Source organism: Burkholderia sp. AU15512, from assembly GCF_002223325.1.
In the GTDB taxonomy this organism is placed as follows: domain Bacteria; phylum Pseudomonadota; class Gammaproteobacteria; order Burkholderiales; family Burkholderiaceae; genus Burkholderia.
The window spans coordinates 1,395,980-1,422,221 of sequence record NZ_NKEX01000006.1 but is presented as its reverse complement, the minus strand read 5'-3'; the positions used below and the strand labels follow the sequence as shown (position 1 = coordinate 1,422,221).

The 26,242-nt window shown below is 66.1% G+C and carries 23 protein-coding genes and 1 pseudogene; 17 read left to right on the top strand and 7 right to left on the bottom strand.

What is annotated here, in order from left to right; genetic code table 11:
- Positions 1–45: 45 nt before the first annotated feature.
- The 4 genes from CFB43_RS25725 to CFB43_RS25710 all read left to right on the top strand — a co-directional run bounded on the left by CFB43_RS25725 (position 46) and on the right by CFB43_RS25710 (position 5,898).
- Complete coding sequence (locus CFB43_RS25725) at positions 46–783, top strand: gluconate 2-dehydrogenase subunit 3 family protein (RefSeq protein ID WP_089427651.1); 738 nt, start codon at positions 46–48, stop codon at positions 781–783.
- A complete protein-coding gene (locus CFB43_RS25720; protein WP_089497108.1) occupies positions 783–2,561 on the top strand; it encodes a GMC family oxidoreductase in 1,779 nt (592 codons plus the stop codon). Before CFB43_RS25725 ends, CFB43_RS25720 begins: the two co-directional genes overlap by 1 nt.
- On the top strand, positions 2,558–3,970 hold the full coding sequence (locus tag CFB43_RS25715; protein WP_089497107.1) for a c-type cytochrome: 1,413 nt from the start codon (positions 2,558–2,560) through the stop codon (positions 3,968–3,970). Before CFB43_RS25720 ends, CFB43_RS25715 begins: the two co-directional genes overlap by 4 nt.
- Before the next feature lie 209 nt (positions 3,971–4,179).
- Positions 4,180–5,898, top strand: a complete 1,719-nt coding sequence (locus CFB43_RS25710; protein WP_089497106.1) for a cation:proton antiporter domain-containing protein — start codon at positions 4,180–4,182, stop codon at positions 5,896–5,898.
- A gap of 211 nt (positions 5,899–6,109) precedes the next feature.
- Here CFB43_RS25710 and CFB43_RS25705 read toward each other — a convergent pair whose 3' ends face one another.
- Together CFB43_RS25705 and CFB43_RS25700 are read right to left on the bottom strand one after the other, a co-directional pair.
- Positions 6,110–8,008 (bottom strand): peptidoglycan D,D-transpeptidase FtsI family protein, encoded by a 1,899-nt coding sequence (locus CFB43_RS25705; RefSeq protein ID WP_089497105.1) that lies wholly within the window; start codon positions 8,006–8,008, stop codon positions 6,110–6,112.
- A 409-nt stretch (positions 8,009–8,417) separates the two neighbouring features.
- Positions 8,418–8,762: a DUF3564 family protein gene (locus CFB43_RS25700; RefSeq protein WP_089474731.1), complete on the bottom strand. Its 345-nt coding sequence runs from the start codon at positions 8,760–8,762 to the stop codon at positions 8,418–8,420.
- A 651-nt stretch (positions 8,763–9,413) separates the two neighbouring features.
- Here CFB43_RS25700 and CFB43_RS25695 point away from each other — a divergent pair.
- On the top strand, positions 9,414–10,625 hold the full coding sequence (locus CFB43_RS25695; protein WP_089497104.1) for an SDR family oxidoreductase: 1,212 nt from the start codon (positions 9,414–9,416) through the stop codon (positions 10,623–10,625).
- A gap of 55 nt (positions 10,626–10,680) precedes the next feature.
- Here the strand turns inward: CFB43_RS25695 and hpaR are convergent, their stop codons facing one another.
- Complete coding sequence (gene hpaR, locus CFB43_RS25690) at positions 10,681–11,121, bottom strand: homoprotocatechuate degradation operon regulator HpaR (protein WP_039356885.1); 441 nt, start codon at positions 11,119–11,121, stop codon at positions 10,681–10,683.
- A gap of 152 nt (positions 11,122–11,273) precedes the next feature.
- Here hpaR and CFB43_RS25685 point away from each other — a divergent pair, with 152 nt between their 5' ends.
- The 10 genes and pseudogenes from CFB43_RS25685 to CFB43_RS25640 all read left to right on the top strand — a co-directional run bounded on the left by CFB43_RS25685 (position 11,274) and on the right by CFB43_RS25640 (position 19,484).
- Positions 11,274–11,963 (top strand): fumarylacetoacetate hydrolase family protein, encoded by a 690-nt coding sequence (locus tag CFB43_RS25685; protein ID WP_089497103.1) that lies wholly within the window; start codon positions 11,274–11,276, stop codon positions 11,961–11,963.
- A complete protein-coding gene (locus CFB43_RS25680; protein ID WP_089474734.1) occupies positions 11,960–12,724 on the top strand; it encodes a fumarylacetoacetate hydrolase family protein in 765 nt (254 codons plus the stop codon). The genes CFB43_RS25685 and CFB43_RS25680 overlap by 4 nt, the downstream gene beginning before the upstream one ends.
- A gap of 22 nt (positions 12,725–12,746) precedes the next feature.
- A complete protein-coding gene (hpaE, locus tag CFB43_RS25675; RefSeq protein WP_089497102.1) occupies positions 12,747–14,210 on the top strand; it encodes a 5-carboxymethyl-2-hydroxymuconate semialdehyde dehydrogenase in 1,464 nt (487 codons plus the stop codon).
- Between the two features lie 49 nt (positions 14,211–14,259).
- Positions 14,260–15,108: a 3,4-dihydroxyphenylacetate 2,3-dioxygenase gene (gene hpaD, locus CFB43_RS25670; protein WP_089497101.1), complete on the top strand. Its 849-nt coding sequence runs from the start codon at positions 14,260–14,262 to the stop codon at positions 15,106–15,108.
- A gap of 33 nt (positions 15,109–15,141) precedes the next feature.
- The gene (locus CFB43_RS25665) at positions 15,142–15,534 is read left to right on the top strand and encodes a 5-carboxymethyl-2-hydroxymuconate Delta-isomerase (protein WP_089427640.1); all 393 of its coding nucleotides are present in this window, start codon (positions 15,142–15,144) and stop codon (positions 15,532–15,534) included.
- Positions 15,535–15,554: 20 nt separating this feature from the next.
- A complete protein-coding gene (gene hpaH / locus CFB43_RS25660; protein ID WP_089497100.1) occupies positions 15,555–16,358 on the top strand; it encodes a 2-oxo-hept-4-ene-1,7-dioate hydratase in 804 nt (267 codons plus the stop codon).
- Positions 16,359–16,370: 12 nt separating this feature from the next.
- A complete protein-coding gene (gene hpaI, locus CFB43_RS25655; RefSeq protein WP_089497099.1) occupies positions 16,371–17,171 on the top strand; it encodes a 4-hydroxy-2-oxoheptanedioate aldolase in 801 nt (266 codons plus the stop codon).
- A 29-nt stretch (positions 17,172–17,200) separates the two neighbouring features.
- A pseudogene (locus CFB43_RS38930) lies at positions 17,201–17,593 on the top strand (DNA-binding protein).
- Positions 17,594–17,796: 203 nt separating this feature from the next.
- Positions 17,797–18,987, top strand: coding sequence for a DUF6402 family protein (locus CFB43_RS25645; protein WP_179254901.1), 1,191 nt, complete (start codon positions 17,797–17,799; stop codon positions 18,985–18,987).
- Positions 18,984–19,484 carry a hypothetical protein gene (locus tag CFB43_RS25640; protein ID WP_256990120.1) on the top strand — a complete coding sequence of 167 codons (501 nt, stop codon included), beginning with the start codon at positions 18,984–18,986 and terminating at the stop codon, positions 19,482–19,484. Before CFB43_RS25645 ends, CFB43_RS25640 begins: the two co-directional genes overlap by 4 nt.
- A 312-nt stretch (positions 19,485–19,796) precedes the next feature.
- On the opposite strand, the gene CFB43_RS25635 is transcribed toward CFB43_RS25640, so the two are convergent.
- A complete protein-coding gene (locus CFB43_RS25635) occupies positions 19,797–20,594 on the bottom strand; it encodes an AraC family transcriptional regulator (RefSeq protein ID WP_089497097.1) in 798 nt (265 codons plus the stop codon).
- Positions 20,595–20,689: 95 nt separating this feature from the next.
- Between CFB43_RS25635 and CFB43_RS25630 the strand changes: the two genes are divergently transcribed.
- Positions 20,690–20,941: a hypothetical protein gene (locus tag CFB43_RS25630; protein WP_089497096.1), complete on the top strand. Its 252-nt coding sequence runs from the start codon at positions 20,690–20,692 to the stop codon at positions 20,939–20,941.
- A 46-nt stretch (positions 20,942–20,987) separates the two neighbouring features.
- Positions 20,988–21,953: a quinone oxidoreductase family protein gene (locus CFB43_RS25625; RefSeq protein ID WP_089497095.1), complete on the top strand. Its 966-nt coding sequence runs from the start codon at positions 20,988–20,990 to the stop codon at positions 21,951–21,953.
- A gap of 188 nt (positions 21,954–22,141) precedes the next feature.
- On the opposite strand, the gene CFB43_RS25620 is transcribed toward CFB43_RS25625, so the two are convergent.
- The 3 genes from CFB43_RS25620 to CFB43_RS25610 form a co-directional block, all read right to left on the bottom strand.
- The gene (locus CFB43_RS25620) at positions 22,142–23,233 is read right to left on the bottom strand and encodes a porin (RefSeq protein ID WP_089497094.1); all 1,092 of its coding nucleotides are present in this window, start codon (positions 23,231–23,233) and stop codon (positions 22,142–22,144) included.
- Positions 23,234–23,363: 130 nt separating this feature from the next.
- Positions 23,364–24,431, bottom strand: coding sequence for an ABC transporter ATP-binding protein (locus CFB43_RS25615; RefSeq protein WP_089458085.1), 1,068 nt, complete (start codon positions 24,429–24,431; stop codon positions 23,364–23,366).
- The gene (locus CFB43_RS25610) at positions 24,424–26,196 is read right to left on the bottom strand and encodes an ABC transporter permease (RefSeq protein WP_089497093.1); all 1,773 of its coding nucleotides are present in this window, start codon (positions 26,194–26,196) and stop codon (positions 24,424–24,426) included. Before CFB43_RS25610 ends, CFB43_RS25615 begins: the two co-directional genes overlap by 8 nt.
- Positions 26,197–26,242: the final 46 nt, after the last annotated feature.

Below are 26,242 nucleotides of genomic sequence, written 5' to 3'. Positions count from 1 at the left end.
AGTGCGCGCGTCCGGGTCCCGATCCCCAACGATCAACATCCGACCATGTCCACGCCACCTGACAAACCCAACTCGCGCCGCCGTTTCCTGCGCACGTCGGTCGCGCTCGTGCCGATCGCGTCGGTCGCCGGCTGCGACCTGCGTTCGTCGTCGCCTTCCGCGACGACCGGCAACGCGCCCGGTGCATCGGCCAGTGCCGAACGCGCGCCATACAAGCCGACCTTCTTCGATGCGAAGGAATGGGCGTTCGTCCAGGCCGCCGTCGACCGGCTGATTCCGGCCGACGCTGAAGGCCCCGGTGCGCTCGAATCGGGCGTGCCCGAATTCATCGACCGCCAGATGGAGACGCCGTATGCGCACGGCGCCACCTGGTACATGCAGGGTCCGTTCCAGCAAGGCGTGCCCGAGCTGGGCTACCAGCTGAAGCTGGTGCCGCGCGACATCTACCGGCTCGGTATCGCGGCGGTCAACCGCTATTGCGAGAAGACTCACGGCAAGGCGTTCGCGGATCTCGACGCGCCGACGCGCGACACCGTGCTCGGCGCGCTGGAGAAGGGCGGCGCGCAGATCGACGACGTGCCGCCCGGCGTGTTCTTCGGCCAGTTGCTGCAGAACACGCGCGAAGGTTACTTCTGCGATCCGGTGCATGGCGGCAATCACGACATGGCCGCGTGGAAGATGATCGGCTTTCCGGGCGCGCGCGCGGACTTCATGGATTTCGTCAACCAGAACGGCAAGTCGTATCCGTACGGCCCCGTCTCGATCAACGGGGAGCGCAGCTGATGGCCGCAGAGAAAAAACCGCATGTCGATGCGGTGATCGTCGGCTTCGGCTGGACCGGCGCGATTCTCGCGAAGGAACTGACCGAAGCGGGCCTGAACGTGGTTGCGCTCGAGCGTGGCGAGTATCGCGACACCTATCCGGACGGCGCGTATCCGAACACGATCGACGAGCTGACCTACAACATCCGCAAGAAGCTGTTCCTCGACCTGTCGAAGACGACCGTGTCGATCCGCCACGGCCTGCAGGACACCGCGCTGCCGTACCGGCAGCTCGCCGCGTTCCTGCCGGGCGAAGGCGTGGGCGGCGCGGGGCTGCACTGGTCGGGCGTGCATTTCCGGATCACGCCGGAAGAGTTGCGCCTGCGCAGCCACTATGAAGAGCGCTACGGCAAGAAGTTCATTCCCGAAGGGATGACGATCCAGGACACGGGCGTGACCTACGAGGAGCTCGAGCCGCATTTCGACTTCGCCGAGAAGGTGTTCGGCACGTCGGGGCAGGCGTACAAGGTAGGTGGCAAGGTGGTCGGCGACGGCAACGTGTTCGAAGCGAACCGTAGCGACAACTTCCCGCTGCCCGCGCAGCTCAATACCTATTCGGCGCAGCGCTTCTCCGATGCCGCCAAGTCGCTCGGCCTGCATCCGTACCGGCTGCCGTCGGCGAACACGTCGGGGCCGTACACGAACCCGTACGGCGTGCAGATGGGCCCGTGCAACTTCTGCGGCTATTGCAGCGGCTACGCGTGCTACATGTACTCGAAGGCGTCGCCGAACCTGAACATCCTGCCCGCGCTGAAGCAGGCGCCGAACTTCGAGCTGCGCTCGAAGTGCCACGTGCTGCGCGTCGACCTCGACGATACGAAGAAGCGCGCGACGGGCGTGACCTACGTCGATCCGGCCGGGCGTGAAGTGCACCAGCCGGCCGATCTCGTGATCGTGGCCGCGTTCCAGTACCACAACGTGCACCTGCTGCTGCTGTCGGGCATCGGCAAGCCGTACGACCCGATCTCGGGCGAAGGCGTCGTGGGCCGCAATTTCGCGTACCAGAACCTGTCGACGATCAAGGCGTTCTTCGACAAGGACACCTACACGAATCCGTTCATCGGCGCAGGCGGCAACGGCGTCGCGGTGGACGATTTCAACGCGGACAACTTCGACCACGGCCCGCTCGGCTTCGTCGGCGGCTCGCCGCTGTGGGTGAACCAGGCCGGCGTGAAGCCGATCAGCGGCATCGCGACGCCGCCGGGTACGCCGCAGTGGGGCTCGGCGTGGAAGAAGGCGGTGAAGGACAACTACGCGCACACGATCTCGATGGACGCGCACGGCACCAACATGTCGTACCGCGACGTGTATCTCGACCTCGATCCGACCTATCGCGATTCGTACGGCCAGCCGCTGTTGCGGATGACGTTCGACTGGAAGGACAACGACATCAAGATGGCGCAGTACGTGACCGGGCAGATGAAGAAGATCGCGGAGGCGATGGGGCCGAAGGCGATCGGCGTGTCGACGCGCGAGTTCGGCAAGCACTTCGATTCGCGCGCGTACCAGACGACCCACCTCGTCGGCGGCGCGATCATGGGCACCGACCCGAAGACGAGCGTGCTGAACCGCTACCTGCAGTGCTGGGACGTGCACAACGTGTTCGTGATGGGCGCATCGGCGCTGCCGCAGGGCATCGGCTACAACCCGACCGGGATCATCGCGGCGCTGGCCTACTGGTCGGCACGTGCGATCCGCGAGCAATACCTGAAAAATCCCGCCCCGCTGGTGACCGCATGAAGAGGACGATGAACCACAACGTCACGCGCCGGATGTCGCGCGCGCTGGCAGCCGGTGCGGCCTGGGCCGCGTTCGGCTTCGCCGGCTCGACGGCGTTCGCGCAGCCGGCAACTCCCGCGGCGGCTTCCGGCCCGGCGGCCGCACCCGCGGCCCAATCCGCCGACGCGGCCCTGATCAAGCGCGGCGAATATCTCGCGCGGGCAGGCGACTGTATCGCGTGCCACACCGCGAGCGGCGGCAAGCCGTTCGCGGGCGGGCTGAAATTCGACACGCCGATCGGCGGGATCTACTCGACGAACATCACGCCGGACCCGAAAACGGGCCTGGGCGGCTGGACCGTCGAGGACTTCACGCGCGCCGTGCGCGAAGGCGTGCGCAAGAACGGCGACACGATGTATCCGGCCATGCCGTTCCCGTCCTACGCGCGCCTGACCGACGACGACATGAAGGCGCTGTACGCGTACTTCATGCACGGCGTCGCGCCCGTCGAGCACGAGAACCGCGCGGTCGACATCGTGTGGCCGTTGTCGATGCGCTGGCCGCTCGGCATCTGGCGCAAGATGTTCGCGCCGACCCCGAAGCCGTTCGACGCGGCGCCATACACCGATCCGGTGGTCGCGCGCGGTGCGTATCTCGTGCAGGGTCTCGGCCACTGCGGCGCGTGCCATACGCCGCGCGCGCCGACCATGCAGGAGCGCGGGCTGACCGACGCGGACGGCCCGGACTTCCTGGCCGGCGGCGCGGCGATCGACGGCTGGGTGCCGACGAGCCTGCGCGGCGAGCCGCGCACGGGCCTCGGCACGTGGACGGAAACCGAGATCGTGCAGTTCCTGAAGACGGGCCGCACGTTGCGCACGGCCGCGTTCGGCGGGATGACGGACGTGGTCGGCCACAGCATGCAGCACATGACCGACGACGACCTGAACGCGATCGCGCGCTACCTGAAGACGCTGCCGCCGCGCGTGCAGGGCGAGCAGCCGCACGTGTACGACGCGGCCGCCGCGAAGGCGCTGCAGACCGGCGACGCGAGCAAGCCGGGCGCGGCCGTCTATCGCGACAACTGCATGGCGTGCCACCGCAGCGACGGCCACGGCTACACGCGCGTGTTCCCGGCGCTCGCCGGCAACCCGGTCGTGCAGGGCGACGATCCGACCTCGCTGATCCACGTCGTGCTGGAAGGCAGCGCACTGCAGGGCACGCGCACCGCGCCGTCGACGTTCACGATGCCGCCGTTCGGCTGGCGCCTGTCGGACCAGGAAGTCGCGGACGTGTCCAACTTCGTGCGCACGAGCTGGGGCAACACGGGGGCTGCCGTGACGGCCGCGCAGGTCGCGAAGGTGCGCAAGAGCGTGCCGTCGACCCGGCCCGAACCGCCGCCGGGCGCGCGGTTCCCGCAAGCGTCGCGCTGACGGGGCGGCGGGGCGCCGGCCCCGCCTGTCGGATGTGCTTCAAGGCGCCGCCGTTTCCGCGCGGCGCCTTTTGTTTCGCCGGGGGTTGCACCCCGCAAGGGCGCGCCGATGCGTGAAATTTTCGCGGCGGCGCGCCATTTTTCCGCCTCATCCCTTATCCTTTCGTTCTTGAACCTTACTAAATAGTTACAAGAACTTCGGGAGGGGGGATGCCTCATGACGTCAGCCTGATTGCGTTGCTCGCGGCCGGTTTCGGTCTCGCGATGGTCTTCGGTTATTTCGCGTCGCTGTTGAAAATGCCGCCGCTCGTCGGCTATCTGCTTGCCGGGATCGTGATCGGCCCCGGCACGCCCGGCTTCGTCGGCGACCTGTCGCTCGCGCAGCAGCTCGCCGAAGTCGGCGTGATGCTGCTGATGTTCGGCGTCGGCCTGCATTTCTCGCTCGGCGATCTGCTCGCGGTGCGCAAGATCGCGCTGCCCGGCGCGATCGTCCAGATTACGGTGGCCACGCTGCTCGGCGGCGGGCTCGCGCTCACCTGGGGCTGGAGCGTCGGCGCAGCGCTCGTGTTCGGGCTCGCGCTATCGGTCGCGAGCACGGTGGTGCTGCTGCGTGCGCTCGAAGGGCGCGGGCTGGTCGAGACGGTCAACGGGCGCATCGCGGTGGGCTGGCTCGTCGTCGAGGATCTCGTGATGGTGCTCGTGCTGGTGCTGCTGCCACCCGTCGCGGGGCTGCTCGGCGGCACGCCGCCCGGCGACGCGCAGGCGGCCGGCGGCAGCGTGTGGGGCACGCTCGGTGTCACGATGCTGAAGGTCGCGGCGTTCATCGCGCTGATGCTGGTGGTCGGCAAGCGCGTGTTTCCGCGCATTCTGTGGCTCGTCGCGCGCACCGGCTCGCGCGAGCTGTTCACGCTGTGCATGATCGCGGCCGCGGTCGGCATCGCATTCGGCGCGGCGAAGCTGTTCGACGTGTCGTTCGCGCTCGGCGCGTTCTTCGCCGGGATGATGATGCGCGAGTCGGAATTCAGCCGGCGCGCGGCCGACGAGACGCTGCCGCTGCGCGATGCGTTCTCGGTGCTGTTCTTCATTTCGGTCGGGATGCTGTTCGACCCGAAGATCCTGCTCGCGGAGCCGCTGCACGTGATCGAGGTCGCGGCGATCGTGGTGATCGGCAAGACGCTCGCGGCGGTCGCGCTCGTGATCGCGTTCCGCTATCCGCTGAATACCGCGCTGACGGTCGGTGCGGGTCTCGCGCAGATCGGTGAATTCTCGTTCATCCTCGCCGGGCTCGGCCGCGCGCTCGGGCTGCTGTCGGCCGAGGGGCAGAGCCTGATTCTGGCCGTCGCGCTGATCTCGATCGCGATGAACACGCTGCTGTTCGCGATGATCGATCCGGCGCTCGCGTGGATCCGCAAGCATTCGGCGTTCGCGCGCAAGCTCGAGGCGCGCGACGATCCGCTCGCCGCGCTGCCGATGTCGACGCCGCAGACGCACCTGACCGGGCAGGTCGTGATCGTCGGCTACGGCAAGGTCGGTACCCGAATCGCGCACGCGCTGGACGAGCGCGGCATCGCGTATGTCGTCGTCGAGCAGAATCGCGAGCTCGTCGAGAAACTGCGTGAGGACGGTGTCGCGGCCGTGTCGGGCGACGCGATCGAGCCGATCGTGCTCGTGCAGGCGCATATCGCGCGCGCCGGGATGCTGGTCGTCACGCTGCCCGACGTGTTCGACGTGCGGCAGATCGTCGAGATCTCGCGCACCTTGAATCCGGCGCTCGAGGTCGTGCTGTGCACGAACAGCGGCGACGAGGCGTCGCTGCTGTCGAACGAGGGGATCGGCACCGTGTTCATGGGCGAGACCGAACTCGCGCGCGGGATGACCGAGCACGTGCTCGGCAGGATGACGAAGCCGGCGGTCGCAGCTTCGCATTGACGGCGCGCGGCATCGTGGGCAGGGCGCGGCGGCCCGGGTGGGCCGAGGCGCGCAAAAATGGCAGGAGGCGACGGCGGGAACGCTCAAATGATGCGCTGCGTTCCTGGATCGAATGACGGTGCCCGATGACGGGGAAGTCCGAGGCGGCGACGAGGCCGTCGGAGCGTGACGCGCGCGCCGGGACGGCGGCACGTCGCGCGGGCTGCGCCGATCAACCCGCCGCCGTGTTTGCCTGCGCCGGCGCGCTCGATGGCGAGGCAGTCTTCAGGGATGCGGCGGTTTTCGGCGCCGCGGCTGTCTTGGCCTGCGTCGCCGCCGCTTTCGGTGCAGCCACCGTCTTTTGCGGCGCAACGGCCTTCGCCGGCGGCGTATTCTCGGGCTCGACCGGCGCGTCGGGCGGCACGCCGAGCAGTTGCAGCGAGCCGCTCGTGACCGACGCGAACACCGGGCCGGCCACCGTGCCGCCGTAGTAGCCCTTGCCGCGCGGCTCGTCGATCATCACCGCGACGATCAGGCGCGGGTTGCTCATCGGCGCCATCCCGGCGAACAGCGCGCGGTACTTGCCCTTCGCATAGGTCGCGCCGACCTGCTTGCGCGCGGTACCCGTCTTGCCGCCGATCCGGTAGCCGTCGACGCGCGCGCGGCGCCCCGTGCCGCCTTCGCCGACCGCCATCTCGAGCATCGAGCGGATCGCCGCGGCCGTTTGCGGCGACGTCACGCGGTGGCCGCGATGCGCGTCGATCGTCTGCTGGTCGGTGCCGTTCTTCAGCAGCGACACCGGGTGCAGCGTGCCGTCGCCGGCATAGGCCGTGTAGGTTTGCGCGATCTGCAGCAGCGACATCGACAGGCCGTAGCCGTACGCCATCGTCGCCTGCTCGATCGGCCGCCAGCGCTTGTAGCCGCGCAGCCGGCCCGACGCGACGCCCGGGAACGTGAGTTCCGGCGCGCGGCCGATGCCGTATTCCTGGTATTTGTTCCAGATCGTTTCGGCAGGCAGGTTCAGCGCGAGCTTCGCGAGCGCGACGTTGCTCGACTTCTGCAGCGCCTGCGACACCGTCAGCGACCCGTGATTCGACGTGTCGTGGATCACGGCCGGGCCGATCTTGTAGGTGCCCGGCGACGTGTTGATGATCGTGTTCGGCGTGACCTTGCGCTCGTCGATCGACAGCGCGACGACGAGCGGCTTGATCGTCGAGCCCGGCTCGAACGTGTCGATCACCGCGCGGTTGCGCAACTGCTGGCCGGTGAGGCGCGCGCGGTCGTTCGGGTCGAAGGTCGGATAGTTCGCGAGCGCGAGGATTTCGCCGTTCTGCGCGTCGAGCACCACGACGCTGCCGGCCACCGCGTTGTTCTCGACCACGGCCGCCTTGAGCTGGCTGAACGCGAGCTGCTGGATGCGGCGGTCGATCGTCAGTTCGATCGTCGCGCCATGCTGCGCCGGGACGAGCGGGCGCGTGTCCGACACGATACGGCCGAGCCGGTCGCGGATCACTTCGCGCTGCCCGGACGTGCCCACCAGGCGCGCATTCGCCGCGAGCTCGACGCCCTCCTGCCCCTTGTCCTCGACGTTCGTGAAGCCGACCACGTGCGCGGCCGATTCGCCTTCCGGGTAGAAACGCTTCGAATCGGCGATCTGCGTGATGCCGTCGATCGCGAGCTTGTCGAGCTTGCCCGCGGTGTCCGCGTCGACCTGCCGCTTGAGCAGCACGAACGTCTTGTCGTTGCCGAGGCGCCGCTTGACCTCGACGAGCGGCATGTCGAGCAGCTTCGAGATCTGCGGGTAATCGGTGTCGGCGACCTGCTTCGGGTTCGCCCAGATTTCATAGGTCGACAGGCTGACGGCAAGCATCGCGCCGTTGCGGTCGACGATGCGCCCGCGCGTCGCATCGAGCTCGATCGTGCGCTGGTAGCGTTTCTGACCCTGGCCGACGTAGAACTCCTTGTTCGCGACCTGCACCCAGAAGGCGCGGCCGATCAGCGCGGCGAACGCGAGGAACACGATGATCACGATCAGTTTCGAGCGCCACATCGGCAGGCGTGACGCAAGCATCGGATGCTTGGTCGCGGCCGCGTACGGATCGGCGGGGTGGGTCTTCTTTTTCACGCTCATGCAATGGCCGGGTCGGGCCGCCCGGGGGCGGCGAGTCAGTCTGAATAATGCGATTGTAATAAATGAGTAATCGCCGTGTGGGGAAAGTATGTTCCGGCCCCGAGAAAACGCGGGTATCGGCGCGCTGACACCGGGTGAAAAAGGGGGAGTGAGCGATATTTTCCCGAAGCAGGTGACGATGAAACTCGGGTGACTTGCGACGTGCAGAACGGGGGGCGGCCGGGGATTTCAGGTATGGATCGAGGCCGGTCCCCCGGTGTGCGATCAATTGACCGGCCCGCGGTTATTTCTTTAAACCGGAAAATGAAAAACGCCCCGAAGTGGGGCGCCGTTAATGCTGAATATCGAAATGAATATCGCTGAAACCGGAATAAACCCGAAAACCGCAGACGAATTACATCGATAATTTCTATCGGGCGACGGAAATGAATTCCCGGTATTCCGGCTCGCTCGTGCAACGATCGACAGCCTGCAGTCGCCACGCGCCGGGGTGATTGCCGGCGAGCACCGCGGGGCCCTGTTCGCGCTGGGTCGCATCGAACGACAGTCCCTTCAACTGGCACACGGCATTCCCGCTGTCGGCCGCGCAGAGCGCCATTGCGCCCTCGACGTCGCGGACCTTGCCCCAGGTCGGAAGATCCATGCCCTGATGTGCCTCGCGCGACCACAGGCCCTCGTCGGTATCGACCCACAGTACCGCGAAGGCATGCCGGGTTGCCGATTCGCTGCCATTAATCCGAATGGTGAGGCGCATTGTGATCGTCTCCTAAAAAAATGACACATTCGACCGTTTTGACTTGATCAGTCTAGATAGACTGGTGTGAAACGCAAGTGATAATCCGCAATAAATTCATAGCGAGTCCATTGCGATTTCAGATGGAACGACGTCTGACGATTCATGGTTATTCCGGCCGGGCACGCGCAAACACATGCGTACCGGCGATCGCGGTGCCGATGGGGGGCGGCCGATCATCGAGACATGGGATGACAGGGCCGCGAGGCGCGTCGATCTGTCGCGCAGGACCCGCCGGGGAAACCGGGCCGACCGGGGCGGCACGCTGTCGTCGAAACGCGGGCCGATCGGATGTTGCGGCAGGTTGACGGCGCGCCCGGTACGACAGACTCCGACAATCCCATACAAATCGGCACACTTTCACGAAACTTTCGGGACAGACTTGCCTGCGGTCGGGCCCCACACTGGGATCTTCCCGATCCACTGCCGCGGACGCCCGTCCTCGGCGGCTGCCGCCGCCTCGTGCCAGAGACGCGATCGACGCGATCGCGGGCCGCACGCCCGATCGGGACTGCCGGGGCGCGCGTCAGGCCCCGGCCCGGCCGGTGAGCCGTGCGCAGCCCGCAACCGCGGGCGTCGCGCCGCCCGGCCGACTCTTCGAAGGAGACTATCGTGCTGATCTGGAAAACCGCGTTGTCGCTCAACTGGCGGACGAGCCTCGTGTCGCCGGCCAGCGCACCGGTCGCGGCGGCGAACGTCGGGCGGCTGGTGCTGACCGGCGCAACCGGCTTCATCGGCAGTACCGTGCTGACGGCGCTCGTCAATGCGGGGCTGCTCGAGCGCATCGTCTGCGTCGTGCGGGCGCAGGATCGCGGCCACGCCGTCGCGCGGCTGCGCGAAGCGGCGCTGCGCGCGGGGCTGGCGCCGTACTGGGCGTCGCGCCTGACCGATGCGAACGTGATCGTCGGTGCGCTCGGCGACGTGTGGCAGGGCGCCGACGCGCCGCGCCTCGCCGCCGCGACGCACGTGATTCATTGTGCAGGCCATGCGTCGCCGGCCGACGGCGCGCACCTGCGCGCCGACATCGCCGATGCGGTGCGCTTCGCCGAACGCTTCGCCCGGGCGCCGCGCCTGCAGCGCTTCGTGTACGTCGGCACAGCCTATGCGCATGCGGGCCGCGGCGGCATCGTGCAGGAAGAAGCCGCGGCCGCTGCGGCGAACGACGGCGCGCGCGACGCAGAAGGCCTGCCGGGTGCGGTGCTCGCGGCGGACTACCTGCATGCGAAGGCCGAGACCGAGCAGCGGCTGCGGGCGCTCGGGCTGCCGCTCGTCGTGGTGCGGCCGTCGCATGTGGTCGGCCACACGGTGCTCGGCACGCGGCCCGCGCCGAATTCGTTCTGGATGTTCCGGCTCGCGCATGCCGCGCGCCGCTTCACCGCGCGGCCGATGACCCGCATCGACATCGTGTCGGTGGACGACGTGGCGCGTGCGACGATGCTGCTGGCCGTCAAGCCGACGCTCGCGCACGACCTGTATCACGTGTCGGCCGGCGACGAGGCGCCGCAGGTCGCGCAGATCGTGCGGGCGATGGACGAGGCGGCAGGGATGACGGGCGCGCCGCGCTACGCGGCGTGTGCGCCGGCCGAGTTGCCGCTCGTGGTGCGCGATGTGCTGGGGCGGACCGATCCGGCACTCGAACGCGTGATCGGCCGGGCACTCCAGCGCTGCGGGGAATTCGCGACGGTCGATCGCGTGTTCGACAACCGCCGCGTGCGCGACGAAATAGATTTCGAGCCGCTGCCGTTCATCGATTACGTCGAGGAATGCATGCGCACGTCGCGCGGCGTGGCCGTGACCGAACTGATACGCGGCGCGGTGCACTGATCGCCCGCGCCGCACCGGCGCCCGTTCCCGCGGTTGGCGGGAACGGGCGCCGTTTTCACGTGTTGCCGCCGAGCTCGATGAGCCGGTCGAGCGCGCGATAGATGTCTTCGAGGCCGTCCTGGCCGAACCGCGATTCGAGCTGCCGGTACTGCTCGTCGATCCGCGGACCGATTTCCGTGACCAGTTTCCTGCTTTGCGGCGTCAGGCTGACCAGCAGCCGGCGCTGATCTTCCTGCGCGCGCGTGCGCGTGATCAGGCCGTCGCGCTCCATCCGTTCCAGCACGCCGGTCAGGCTCGGGCTCAGGATGCAGCAGCGCCGCGCGATCTGTCCCGCTTCGAGCGCCTGCGCCGGTTCGCCGTCGAGCACGCGGATGATCCGCCATTGCTGTTCGGTCAGCGCGAATTCCTTGAGAATGGGGCGAAACAGACCCATCAGCGTTTCGCGGGCCTCGAGCAGCAGCATGGCCAGGTTGCGGTGGTCGAGCGTACGGTTCATCGGGGAGAGCGGAGGACGGGGACGCATCAATCTTAACAGCCGCGGGTAGTGAATTTCGCGTATCAGGGTAATCGAGGTTGCCAGCGTTCGATTGTTTACTTAAGATATTAACTATTGACGATGCGCCGCGACGCGCGGCAGGGGAATGACGCATGAAGCTGTCTTGCACGACCGCCGCGGCGCCGCCGTTGCCGGTCGCCATCGGTACCGTCTACGGTGCGCTGCTCAACGAGCGCGCGGCGCTCGACGCGCTCGGCGATGCCGTTAACGCACCTCCTTACGGCCGCCCGCCGCAGGCGCCGATCCTGTACATCAAGCCCGCCAACACGCATGCGAGCGACGGCGCGGCCGTCGTCGTGCCGGCCGGCGTCGACGCGCTGGAGATCGGTGCGTCGATGGCCGTCGTGTTTGCTCGCCGCGCGACGCGCGTGCCGGCCGAACGCGCGCTCGACTATGTGCACGGCTTCACGCTCGCAAGCGATGTGTCGGTGCCGCACCCGGATTACTACCGTCCGGCCGTGCGCTTCAAGTGCCGCGACGGTTTCTGCCCGCTGGGCCCGGCCATCGTGCCGGCGTCTGCGCTGGGCGAGGTCGACGCGATCGGCCTGACCGTGCGGATCGATGGCGAGGTGGCCGTGTCTGCCTCGACGGCCACGCTGATTCGGCCCGTGCCTGAGCTGATCGCCGACGTGACGGCGTTCATGTCCTTCGACGCGGGCGATGTCCTGCTGCTCGGCGTTGCCGGCGGCGCACCGCGCGCCCGCGCGGGCAGCACGATCGAGATTTCGGCCGCCGGCATCGGCACGTTGCGGCACACGCTGATCGCGGAGGAAGCACGATGAAGACGGCGCGCGTGATCTACAACGGCGCACTGCATGCGGCCGAACCGGCCGGCGACGGTGCGATCCGCCTCGATACGGGGCGCGTCGTCGCGGAAGAGGCGGTCGAATGGCTGCCGCCCGTCGCGCCGCGCACGACGTTCGCGCTCGGCCTCAACTACGCCGACCACGCGAAGGAACTCGCCTTCAAGGCGCCGAGCGAGCCGCTGATCTTCCTGAAGGGGCCGAACACGTTCATCGGCCACCGGTCGCGCACCGTGCGCCCGGCGGATGCCACCCACATGCATTACGAGTGCGAACTGGCCGTCGTGATCGGCCGGCCCGCGCGCAACGTGAGCCGCGCGCAGGCGCTCGACTACGTGGCCGGCTATACGGTCGCGAACGACTACGCGATCCGCGACTATCTCGAGAACTACTACCGCCCGAACCTGCGCGTGAAGAACCGCGACACCTGCACGCCGCTCGGCCCGTGGTTCGTCAGCCGCGACGAGATCGGCGATGCGGGCGACCTGACGCTGCGCACGACGGTGAACGGCCAGGAGACGCAGCGCGGCAGCACGCGCGACATGATTTTCGACGTGCCCGCGCTGATCGAGCACATCAGCGGCTTCATGACGCTCTCGCCGGGCGACCTGATCCTGACCGGCACGCCCGAGGGGCTGGCGGACACGAAGCCGGGCGACGAGGTCGTGACCGAGATCGAAGGGATTGGCCGGCTCGTGAACACGATCGTCGGCGAAGCAGACTACTATCGCGCCGGCTGAGCCCGTCGCCCAAGGAGAGAGCATGACCATCAAGCACTGGATCGACGGCCGCGAAGTCGAGAGCCGCGAGACGTTCACGACGCTGAATCCCGCGACGGGCGAGGTCATCACCGAAGTCGCATCGGGCGGCGAGGCCGAAGTCGATGCGGCTGTGCGCGCCGCCAAGGAAGCGTTCCCGAAATGGGCGAACACGCCCGCCAAGGAGCGCGCGAAGCTGATGCGCAAGCTCGGCGAGCTGATCGAGAAGAACGTGCCGATGCTCGCGGCGCTGGAGACGCAGGACACCGGCCTGCCGATCGCGCAGACGAGCAAGCAACTGATTCCGCGCGCGTCGGAGAACTTCAACTTCTTCGCGGAAGTGTGCGTGCAGATGAACGGCCGCACTTATCCGGTCGACGACCAGATGCTGAACTACACGCTGTACCAGCCGGTCGGCGTGTGTGCGCTGGTGTCGCCGTGGAACGTGCCGTTCATGACCGCGACGTGGAAGACGGCGCCGTGTCTCGCGCTCGGCAACACGGCCGTGCTGAAGATGTCGGAACTGTCGCCGCTGACGGCCGACCAGCTCGGCCGCCTCGCGCTCGAAGCCGGCATTCCGCCCGGCGTGCTCAACGTCGTGCAGGGTTATGGCGCGACGGCCGGCGATGCACTCGTGCGCCATCCGGACGTGCGTGCGGTGTCGTTTACCGGCGGCACGGTGACCGGCAAGCGGATCATGGAGCGTGCCGGTCTCAAGAAGTATTCGATGGAGCTCGGCGGCAAGTCGCCGGTGCTGATCTTCGACGACGCCGATTTCGATCGCGCGCTCGACGCGTCGCTGTTCACGATCTTCTCGATCAACGGCGAACGCTGCACGGCCGGCTCGCGGATTTTCGTGCAGCGCACGATCTACGACCGCTTCGTGCAGGAATTCGCGCGCCGCGCGAACAACCTGGTGGTCGGCGATCCGTCCGATCCCGCCACGAATCTCGGCGCGATGATCACACGCCAGCACTGGGAGAAGGTGACGGGCTATATCCGCATCGGCGAGCAGGAAGGCGCGCGCGTGGTCGCGGGCGGCGCGGACAAGCCGGCGGGCCTGCCCGACCATCTGCGCAACGGCAACTTCGTGCGGCCGACCGTGCTGGCCGACGTCGACAACCGGATGCGCGTCGCGCAGGAAGAGATCTTCGGGCCGGTCGCGTGCCTGATCCCGTTCGAGGACGAGGAAGAAGGGCTGCGGCTCGCGAACGACACGTCGTACGGGCTTGCCTCGTACATCTGGACGCAGGATGTCGGCAAGGTGCATCGCCTCGCACGCGGCATCGAGGCCGGGATGGTGTTCGTGAACAGCCAGAACGTGCGGGATCTGCGCCAGCCGTTCGGCGGCGTGAAGGAGTCGGGCACCGGGCGCGAGGGCGGCGAATACAGCTTCGAGGTGTTCGCGGAAATCAAGAACGTGTGCATCTCGATGGGTTCGCACCACATTCCGCGCTGGGGCGTGTGACGGGCGACGGTCGTCGGCAGCACGAAAGAACCATACGGAGACTTGAACGATGGGCAAACTGTCCCTCGCCGCGAAAATCACGCACGTGCCGTCGATGTACCTGTCGGAACTGCCCGGCAGGCATCACGGCTGCCGCGAAGCGGCGATCCGCGGCCATCAACTGATCGGCGAGCGCTGTCGCGCGCTCGGCGTCGACACGATCGTCGTGTCGGACGTGCACTGGCTCGTCAACGCCGGCTATCACGTGAACTGCAATGCGCAGTTCTCGGGCACGTACACGAGCAACGAGCTGCCGCATTTCATCCGCGACATGCAGTACGCGTATCCGGGCAACCCGGCGCTCGGCCGGCTGATCGCCGAGACGGCCAGCGAGCGCGGGATCGCGACCCGCGCGCACGAGATCGACAGCCTCGAACTCGAATACGGCACGCTGGTGCCGATGCGCTACATGAACGCCGACCAGCACTTCAAGGTCGTGTCGATCGCCGGCTGGTGCATGTGGCATCAGCTCGATGAAAGCCGGCGCTTCGGCGAGGCGCTGCTCGAAGCGATCGAGAAGAGCGACTCGAACGTCGCGTTCCTCGCGAGCGGGTCGCTGTCGCACCGATTCAACGACAACGGCAGTCCCGAGGAATCGATTCACGAGATCAGCCGCGAATTCTTCCGGCAGGTCGACCTGCGCGTGGTCGAGCTGTGGAAGCAGGGGGACTTCAAGACCTTCTGCGCGATGCTGCCCGAGTACAACACGCATTGCCACGGCGAAGGCGGGATGCACGACACCGCGATGCTGCTCGGCTTGCTCGGCTGGGATCGCTACGACAAGCCCGTCGAGATCGTCACCGACTATTTCGCGAGTTCGGGCACCGGGCAGATCAATGCGATCTTTCCGCTCGCCTGAGCGCTGTGCCACGCCTTCGACAGGAGACCCGCCATGCCCCATATCGTCGTCGAATACACCGCGAACATTCGCGACGACGCGCGCATTCCCGCGCTGCTGCGCACGATCAACGCCACGCTGATCGCACAGGGCGGCGTGTTCCCGACGGGCGGCATCCGCTCGCGCGCGATCGAGCTGCAGGACTATTGCGTGGCCGACGGCACGGAGGACGACGCGTTCGTCCACGTGACGCTCAAGATCGGCTCGGGCCGTACCGACGAGCAGAAAAAGGCCGCGTGCGACGCACTGTTCGATGCGATCAACGCGCATTTCGCGGAGTTGTACGCGAAACGCTACCTGGCGCTGTCGATGGAGCTGACCGAGTTCAGCGAAAGCGGCTCGTACAAGCACAACAACATTCACGCCCGCTACAAGCGGGCCGGCTGAACCCCATTCCCGATCCGACCATGCTCGAACCCGCCATCATCGACCAGCTCGCGCAGCGTCTGCACGACGCCGAGCGCGAGCGCAAGCAGATCCGCCAGATCTCGCTCGACCATCCCGACATCACGATCGACGACGCGTACGCGATCCAGCGCACGTGGGTCGCCCTCAAGCTCGCGGAAGGCCGCACGCTGAAGGGCCACAAGATCGGCCTGACGTCGAAGGCGATGCAGAACACGTCGCAGATCGACGAGCCCGACTACGGCGCGCTGCTCGACGACATGTTCTTCGCCGACGGCGGCACGATTCCCACCGGCCGCTTCATCGTGCCGCGCGTCGAGGTTGAGCTCGCGTTCGTGCTCGGCAAGCGGCTCACCGGCCCGGACTGCACGATCTTCGACGTGTACGACGCGGTCGACTATGTGGTGCCGGCGCTCGAGATCATCGACGCGCGCAGCCAGTCGATCGACCCCGACACGAAGCGGCCGCGCAAGGTGTTCGACACGATCGCCGACAACGCGGCGAACGCGGGCGTCGTGATCGGCGGGCGGCCGGTGAAACCGCAGGACGTCGACCTGCGCTGGGTCGCGGCGATCATGTCGCGTAATGGCGTGGTCGAGGAAACGGGCGTCGCGGCAGGCGTGCTGAACCATCCGGCGAACGGCGTCGCGTGGCTCGCGAACCGGCTGGCGCGCTTCGATGTCGCGCTGGAGCCGGGGCAGATCGTGCTCGCCGGCTCGTTCACGCGGCCGTGCGCGGCGCGGCCGGGCGATACGTTCAGCGTCGACTACGGCCCGCTCGGGACGATCCAGTGCTACTTCGAGTGAGGTGAGCGAGCGATGCAGATTCCTTCGAATGTCTTCAAGACGGCGCTCGCGCGTGGCGACGCGCAGATCGGGCTGTGGCTCGGGCTCGCGAATCCGTACAGCGCCGAGGTGGTTGCGGGCGCCGGTTTCGACTGGCTGCTGATCGACGGCGAGCATGCGCCGAACACGGTGCCGACGATTCTCGCGCAACTGCAGGCGATCGCGCCGTATCCATCGCAGCCGGTCGTGCGCGTGCCGTGGAACGATCCGGTGATCGTCAAGCAGGTGCTCGACCTCGGGGCGCAGACGTTGCTCGTGCCGATGGTGCAGAGTGCCGACGAGGCGCGCGCGGCGGTGGCGGCGACGCGTTATCCGCCGCATGGTATTCGAGGCGTCGGCAGCGCGCTGGCGCGTGCGTCGCGGTGGAATCGCGTCGGTGACTACCTGCATCGCGCGAACGACGAGATGGCCGTGCTCGTGCAGGTCGAGACGCGGGCGGGGCTCGACGCGATCGATGCGATCGCGCGGGTCGAAGATGTGGACGGCGTGTTCATCGGGCCGGCGGATCTCGCGGCCGATCTCGGGCATCTCGGCAATCCGGGGCATCCGGATGTGCAGGCGGCAATCGACGGCGCGATCCGGACGATCAAGGCGGCCGGCAAGGCGCCGGGCATTCTGAGCGCCGATGAGGCGGCCGCGCGGCGCTATCTGGAGGCGGGGGCGTTGTTCGTCGCGGTCGGGGTGGATACGACACTGCTGGCAAGGGGCGCGGAGCGGTTGGCTGCGCTGTTCAAGGGGGAGGGGGCCGTGAAGAAGGGGGATGGGACGTATTGAGCCAAGTGGGCTTGCCCGTCGAGCGCGGGATGCAGGCGACTGACGAAAGGCCGCGCATGCCGACGGTTTATCTCGCAACGGGAACCGATTTGCAGCCCATTCAGATCTTCGACGGCAGAATCGCGAGCATCCGGTTGAGCTTCCGACGCCTGCTTTGGGTCTTTTGGTGAACATCCTCGCGGAGTTGGCCGACCGAAACGCGGTCAAGGTGTACCCATTCATGCGGAATTGACGACCCAGGAAGCGGCAAAATTTCTCAATGCTTCTCGTCCCCACCCGGTCACGCTGCTTGAACCGGATGCGTTGCCATAGTCAAGCATCGGCGCATACGCTTTTCCGATTTGAGGCATCACAAGGCAGAGCGCGGTCAGGCGAGTGCCGACGCAAGGTGGGCTCAGGCGTTGCGGATGGTCTACGAATGACAAGTTCGCCGTTTGCAGTTGTCGACAATGGTCGGGAAGGATTTAGTTCGACTATCTGGCCCGTGACAGGCAAGCGCGACAAGTGCTTCTGTAAGTTTGCTGTGACTCGCTCGATGGGGCACTGTTGATGAGTGGTGGTGCGCGGCATTGTTGGGTTTCGTGCGGCATTGTAAGGTCGACGACTCTACAATCCGAGTGAAAGCATGACGCGCTATAACAATAGGATTCCATACTTCAAGATCAACAAGCTAGTTTGGACGTGGAAGCGATGTGAGGGGGACGATGCAGGCATCCCGGTGTGCGATGTCGGTTTATCAATGGCAATGGCTCCCCCAGTGAAGGCGTCACCAGTAAAGCCATCTACGCCCATCGCACGGGCCGACAAGCGGGATTCGTTCGATAAGATGGTGGACGACATCGAAAGAATTGCGGGTGCATTTTCACGCTTCAAGCAATGGTTGGATGCGCCTGATCCGCCCAAGCGACCGAAACCGGCGGAGAAGGAAAGGGAAGTGCCGCCTTTCGATATTCAGCAAATCCCAGACGCTATGCGCAAGGAGCATATGCCGGTTTCGGCGAAGCTGATGGAGCGATGGTTTTCTGGAGAGCTTAACTATTCGATCACACCAAAGGATCAGCAGAACGAGATCAACCAGAATGGCGAGCTCTACCCTGAGTCGATGGTCGATCGAACCACCATTAAACTAGATTGGGTTCTTAGGCATGTGCGTGCAAAAAAGCAATATGATTATCTCATAAATGCCGCCATATATAGTCCGCTCGCATACGAAATACTTAAGGATATTCTTGTTCGATATAGCAGTATCGGGGGCGTATCACCGTGGGAAATAAGCGGAAACGATATCCGAAAACTACACAAGAAATTCCAGTTCCAGCGAGCGGCGGTGGAGAGTTCATTTGAACAGAAAGCATTGCAGGCTGTTCGACGGTTTCCGGAAGGTGGCGTTCCCGACGATCTTACTGGTGCATTGGGGGCGTTCAATTTTTATGCGGCAGTGGCTCGCGCTACTTTCGATGCTGAGAATAATAGCGCGACGGTTACGCATATCGTCGTATACGTGAGAGATGGTTATTCCTTTGAAGGGCCTGAGGATTCGCGGTCACAGTATCTAGGCCATTGGGGAAAAGGCGGCGTGATAATCGTGCCGATTTACGCGGCGGCGAATCTTGCGGATCAGCCCTGGTTTGATTTTCCCATAGTGGCAGGCGGCACGGCCGCGAACCTCTATGAACCCGGGAAAACATACTATCCGGTTCGAAATCGCTCGTTCAGAGAGTGGCAAGCTAAGTACCGCCGAGGGGGAGATTTCATAATTTTTTCCGACTATAAGCCAATCATGCTGGCTAAACCAATAACGGTGTATTTTGAATGAATGGCTTGGCCACTGCTATGCAAGGGGCGGGAATTCTTGTGCTCGCGGAAATTGTGGTGATTGTAGTAATTGCATGTATTCTGACGGTTGTTTTGTATGGGATGTCGCATAAAGAGGGGCGTTTCACGCGAATGAAAGCACGAATGAAGACGCTAGGTTTTGCTCTGGCATTTGTCACTTTTCTGTGCTGGGCCGGCTCTTACTATCAGGATGCGCGCATACGTGCTCATGCAACACATTTTGATACCGAGCGATCGAGGAACGATGGGGGCCGTTACACGGCGCAATATGCGTACCTGGGAAGAGATCGGATTCTTTTGCGACTCTATCGGACATCCGACATGCGATTGCTTGCCGAGCGGACTTACGAGTATCCGGATGCCGTCCGCTTGGTGTGGACTAAGGAATCCTTGATATTCGATACTGCCGTTGATAGTGGTGGAGAGATTAAACTCCCGCCTACACATTTTGATCGATTCACGGCGATGTTGCCGTAGCTGTCGGTAATCTGGCAAAGAAGCGGTCCCGGGCCCGTGAAAGCGATTCGCGATTTTCGTGTGTGATTAGACGCTAAAGCAGACACATTCTCGACAAGTACGTTTGCTGCGCAATCGTTCCGATTTGCTCGCGGAGCAACTCGAGCGGACATCATGTTTGATGAATCGGGGGATGCCCAATGCAGTTATTATCTCGATAATCTGCACCGCCCGGGCATGGCTCAGACTTGCAAGGTGTTCAAAGCCTATCGGGAAATCCATTGGATAGCTGTTGTGCGATGAGTTGGGTCGATGCTATACGCGAATTACTCGCTATGCAGCGCTTGGAGTCGGCGGCCCATCCGCCATATACCTCCCCGGCGTCGTCCCCAACGCCCGCCGGAACATGTCGATGAACGCGCTCACGTTGTCGTACCCGAGGTCGAGCGCAATCGTCGTCACCGGCACGCCGTCGGCAATGCGCTCAAGCGCCTTCAGCAGCCTCGCCTGCTGACGCCACTGCGCGAACGTCAGCCCTGTTTCCGCGACGAAGCGGCGGCTCATCGTCCGCGCACTGATGCCCGCCCATTCGGCCCATTCCTCCAGCCGCCGGTTGTCCGCGAGATCCGCGGCAAGCGCATCGGTGATCTTCATCAGCCGCGGGTCTTGCGGCCGCACCAGCCCAAGCGCCTCGATTTCCGATGACGCGATTTCATCGAGGATCACGTCGGCGATCCGCGTCCGAGCGGCATCCAGCGCCGAACCCTCCCAACTCGCCGCCCGCTGCACGGCCTCGCGCAGCAGCGGCGTCGTGCGGATCGCGCGCGGCGTATCCGGCAGCGCCGCGCAGCGTGCTTCGGCAACGAACGCCGACCAGCCGGAAATCGGTCCGAACGAGCGCAGCGAATGCCGGCAATGCGGCGGAATCCAGATTGCATGGATCGCCGGCACGACCCAGTCCTGATCGTCGAGACCGATCGTCAGCAGCCCGCTCAGCGCGCCGACGAGCTGGCCGCGCGCGTGCGAGTGGGGTGGCGTCACGCGAGGATCGCGTTGCGACAGGACAGCCGCGACGACGAACGGGCCGTCGTCGGACGTGACGAATCGGGCGGGCAGGAGGGGATCGGACATGGCCGGATAGCGGTATCGAATGGCCGTTATACCGGAGATCGGCCGAATTCGCACGCCTACACTGCATCCATCGATGACAACCGGAGTACGACACGATGCGAGCCGAACAGATGCTTCCCGACCATGCCGACCGGATCGAGGCCGACGGAACGACGATCCGCAAGGGCACCGTCGGCGCGTTCCTGGTCAACGCGCGAGTGCTGACCGACCCGAACGCCGCGCCTGCCGACCGGGCGCGCGCGGAAGCCGACACGATCGACGCGTTGCCCGCGTTGCGCGCACTTGGCCTGTTCGACGTGCTGGACGTACGCGATCCCGCGCTGCGCGCGTGGCTCGAAGCGCATTGACACGCGCCGGAACTGTCGATCGAGTATCCCGATTCAAGGAGTCACCATGAAAGCAGCAGTCGTGACGGGCGCCGGCGAGCGTCCCGCCCATATGGAATTCGACGCGCCGCGCGCGATGCCGGGCCATTGCCTGATCGACGTGACGGCGTCCGCGCTGAGCCGGATCGCGCAGGGGCGGGCGTCCGGTACGCATTATTCATCGGAAGGGCGTTATCCGTTCGTCGTCGGCGTCGACGGCGTGGGCCGCCTCGACGACGGGCAGCGCGTCTATTTCTTCGGAGCGCCCGCACCGTTCGGCGCGATGGCCGAGCGCACGATCGTGCCCGATGCGCGGTGCGTGCCGTTGCCCGACGCGCTCGACGACATCACGGCCGCGGCGATCGCGATTCCCGGAATGTCGTCGTGGGCCGCGCTGACCGAGCGCGCCCGGCTCGTCGCGGGCGAGACGGTGCTCGTCAACGGCGCGACGGGTACGTCGGGGCGGCTGGCGGTGCGGATCGCGAAGCATCTCGGCGCCGCGAAGGTGATCGCGACTGGCCGCAACGCGGCCGCGCTGCAGGCATTGCTGAACGCGGGCGCGGATGCCGTCGTGTCGCTGCAGCAGGACGACGCGCATTTGGCGCGTGCGCTCGAGCCACACTTCCGCGCAGGCGTCGACGTTGTGCTCGACTATTTGTGGGGTGCCAGCGCGCAGACGCTGCTGGTTGCTGCGGCGAAGGCAACGCCCGAAGGCCGCCGGCTGCGCTTCGTGCAGATCGGCTCGATCGGCGGCGCGGATGTGCTGTTGCCGGGCGCGGTGCTGCGCGCGACCGCGATCGAGCTGATGGGCAGCGGCCTCGGCAGTGTATCGCTGCCGCGCCTGCTGGCCTCGGTGCGCGGCGTGTTCGACGCGGCCGGGCCGGCGGGCCTGGCGATCGAGACGCGGGCAGTGCCGCTGGCAGACGTCGGCGTGCATTGGGGCGATACGAGCAGCCTCGTGCGATCGGTGTTCACGATGGGCGAGGGCAGATGAAGAAGAGGCGGTGCACCGCGTGGCTGAACGCACGGCGGGCACCGTTTACGCGCGTGATCTCCTCACGATACCGATGGGTCCGGCGATCACGCTTCGTGCAACAACCACGGGAACGGTGGCCCATCGCGAGCGAACGGGCAACGCGGCGCAGCGACGCAACGCACGCGCCGCCACCCGCCGCATCAGCCTCAGAACCGCTGCTGAATCCCGGCCGTCACCCCGACCTGCGTGGTGCCGTACCCGTTGACATCGCGCGATACACCGACCTTCTGCCCATGCTGCCCGATCGCAAACGCACCGGCTGCGTACAGCACCGTGCGCTTCGACAGCGCGTATTGCGCGCGCATCGACACGAGCGTCGGATCGGCATCGGTGCCGCCCTTGATGTTCTGGTGATACACGGCGCCGATCAGCGAGAACGTCGGCGTGAACTGATACGAGCCGCCGACCCAGTACATGTCGCTCAACTGGTTCGCGGCGCTCGTGCGATACGTGCGCTTGTAGTTGCGATAGCCGGCCATCGTCTTCAGGTTGCCGAAGTCGTAGCTCAGGCCGGCATGAATCCCCTGGATATAGTTGACCGCATCGGCCGGCGTGACGCTGTCGGCCGCGCCGTTCTGCCGGTCGAACGCGACCACCGCGGCGAACGGGCCTGTTTCGTAGCCGGCCGCGAAGTCGTATTTCGAGCTGGTCTTCATGCTGCCCGGCACGTTGCCGAAGCCGTACAACGCGCCGAACTTGAAGCCGCTGAATTCACCGTCGTAGCGCACCGCATTCGACGAGCGCGTGAACATGCCGTCCTTGCGACCGCCGGTCGCCATCGACGACGAGGCCCACGAGTAGTTCTGCGAATAACCCATCGGGTCGAACGGCATCATGTAGTCGTACGTGACGGTGAAGTTGCGGCCGAGCGTCAGTTCGCCCCATTTGCTTTTCAGGCCGACCGTCGCGCGGCGCGCGAAGATCGAGTCGGGGCCGTCGTCGGACGCGCCGTTCGCGAGGTCGATCCCGCTTTCCAGCCGGAACACCGCCTTCAGCCCGCCGCCGAGATCCTCGACGCCGCGCAAGCCCCAGCGCGACGTGTTCTTGTTGCCCGACTTGAGCTTGACGGAATTGCCGCCTTCCGGCGCCGCGTGGTTGGCGAACTCGATGCCGGCGTCCATGATCCCGTAGATCGTGACCGACGACTGCGCGTGCGCGGCCGGCACGGCGATACAGGCTGCCGCGGCCGAACCGGTGAGGACTACTGTTCGAATCGAACGTTCTACGCGTGACTTCATTTTGACGGTGTCTCCTTGGTTTTTGTGGGCGGGTTGAAACAGAAAACGGGTACGCGTCGCGCCGATGCGGGGCGCGAAGGGATGTGTGCGCGAATGCATGCGCGGCGGCGCGTGGGCCGCCGCGACGGGGTCAGCCCGCTTTCGCGAACGCCCAGCAGTCGTTGGCCGGGAATTCGATCCAGTGCTTGCCCGCTGCGCGCGGCACGTGACCGAATGCGCGCAGGCGCATTTCGCCGCAATGGAACAGGTATTCCCAGCGGTCGCCGAGATACATCGACGTGACGAGGTCGGCTTGCAGCCGGTTCGCACCCGGGCCGTCAGCGACCTGCACACGCTCGAGGCGGATCACGGCCTGCGCGTCCTGGCCCGGCGCGAAGGTGTCGCGGGCGAGCGCCTGCAGTTCCCAGCCGTCGCCGGCGAGCGTCACGCGTTCGCCGTCAATGGCCGCGACGCGCGCGTCGATCCGGTTGTTGCTGCCCATGAACTCGGCCGTGTACAGCGAGCGCGGCGCGCCGTACAGCTCGGCCGGCGTGCCTTCCTGCTCGATGCGGCCGTTGCGTAGCAGCAGGATGCGGTCGGACATCGCCATCGCTTCGGTCTGGTCGTGCGTCACGCACAGGGCCGACAGCCCGAGCGATACGATCAGCTCGCGCAGCCATGCGCGCGCTTCCTCGCGCAGCTTCGCGTCGAGGTTCGACAGCGGTTCGTCGAGCAGGATCACCGGCGGGTTGTAGACGAGCGCGCGCGCAATCGCGACGCGTTGCTGCTGGCCGCCCGACAGCTGATGCGGGAAGCGTTCCGCGAGATGGCCGAGGCCGAGCTGGTCGAGCGCGGACTGCACGCGGCGCTTCTGTTCGGCCGGTGCGACGCGGCGCAGCTTGAGCCCGTAACCGACGTTGTCGGCGACGGTACGGTGCGGCCACAGCGCGTACGACTGGAACACGAGGCCGAGCGAGCGCTGCTCGACGGGTAGGTCGACGCGCTGCGCGCCGTCGAAGAACACGCGGTCGTCGAGCTGGATGCGGCCGTCGGACGGCTGTTCGAGGCCGGCCACCGCGCGCAGCAGCGTGGTCTTGCCGCTGCCCGACGCGCCGAGCAGGCACACGACTTCGCCGGCCTTCAGTTCGAACGACACGCCCTTGAGGATCGGATTGGTGCCGTAGCTGAGGTGCAGGTCGTCGACGATGAGCTTATCCATGAAGTTTCACTCCGAAACGCAGGGCCACGCCGAGACCGGCGCCGACCATCGCAATGTTGATGACAGAAAGCGCGGCGACCTGGTCGACGGCGCCGGTCGCCCACAGCGACACGAGCAGCGCGCCGATCACTTCGGTGCCGGGCGACAGCAGGTAGACGGCCGTCGAGTATTCGCGCTCGAAGATCATGAAGATCAGGAGCCACGCGGCGAGCAGGCCGAAACGCACGAGCGGCAGCGTCACGTCGAGCGACACGCGGCTGCGCGTCGCGCCGACGCTGCGGCCGGCTTCCTCGAGCTCGGGGCCGACCTGCAGCAGCGCGCTCTGGATGAGCCGCATCCCGTACGCGAGCCACACGACCGTGTACGCGATCCAGATGCTCCACATCGAGTTCTTCAGCTCGCGCAGGCCCGGGACGAACAGGAAGATCCACAGGAACGCGAGACCGGCGAGCAGGCCGGGCACCGCGCGCGGCAGCAGCACCAGGTAATCGAGCAGCTTGGTGGCCCAGTCGGGGCGGCGGTGGCCGGCGAACGCGACCAGCGAGTAGAAGCCGATCGCGAGCGCGCCGCCGATCACGCCGATACCGAGCGTATTGACGATCGCGCGCACCAGGTTGTCCTGCTCGAACAGTTCGATGAAGTTCGACAGCGTGAGCACCTCGGCGAGCGCGACGCCTTCGCCCCAGTTGGTCACGAACGCGCGCAGCACGATGCCCGAGATCGGCACGATCACGGTCAGCATCAGCCACAGCGCGACGATCGCGAGCGCGACCCAGCGCCATACGCCGAGCGGCAGCACGGTCGCGCGGCCGGCCTTGCCCTTCACGGTGACGAAGCGGTTCGCGGTCTTCAGCAGGCGGCGCTGCAGCAGCACGAGCGGGAACGTGATCGCGACGATGCACACCGCGACCGCGGCCATCAGGTGATACGACGGCACGCCGAGCTTGTTGGTCAGCTTGTACAGGTAGGTCGCGAGCACGAGGTGGCCTTCCGGATCGCCGAGCACGAGCGGCAGCCCGAACACCTCGAAGCCGAGGAAGAACACCAGCACGCCGGCGAACAGCAGCGCGGGCATCGTCATCGGCAGGCTCACGTCGAGCGCGACGCGGAACGGGCGGGCGCCCGTCACGCGCGCGGCTTCCTCGACGTCCGAGCCGAGGTTGCGCAGCGCGGCCGACGAGTACAGGTACACGTGCGGCACGTGCGTGAGGCCGACGATCATAGTGATCGCGAAGACGGAGTACACGTTCCAGGGCACGCTTTGCACCCCGAACAGTGCCTTGAACCACACCGAGTAGAAGCCGACCGGGCCGGCCGCGACCACGTAGCCGAACGCGAGCACCATCGGCGACACGAACACCGGCGTGAGCAGCAGCGGTTCGAGCCAGCGGCGGCCGGGCAAGTCGGTGCGCACCATCAGGAACGCGAGGATGCCGCCGAGCGGGATCGAGATGAACAGCATCCCGCCGGCGATGATGAACGAGTTCTTCACGGCCGACCAGAAATCGGGGTCGCTGAAGACGAAACGGAAGCCTTCGATGCCGAGCGTCTTGTTCGCATCGAAGAACGGTGCGGACAGCAGGCTCTGGAACAGGATGAAGCCGAGCGGCAGCGCGACCGCGATGGTCAGTACCGCGACGACGATCCAGCGCAGCATGCCGGCGAGCGGCTGCAGGCTGCTGACCGGCAGCGCGGGAATCGCGTCGCGCGGGCCGGTGGCGGGCGGAACGGCAGGCACCGATCCGCGTGTGCTGGTTGAAAGCATGAGTTCGCCCCTGCGGCCATCCGGATGGCCGCCTCTAGGAAGTCGG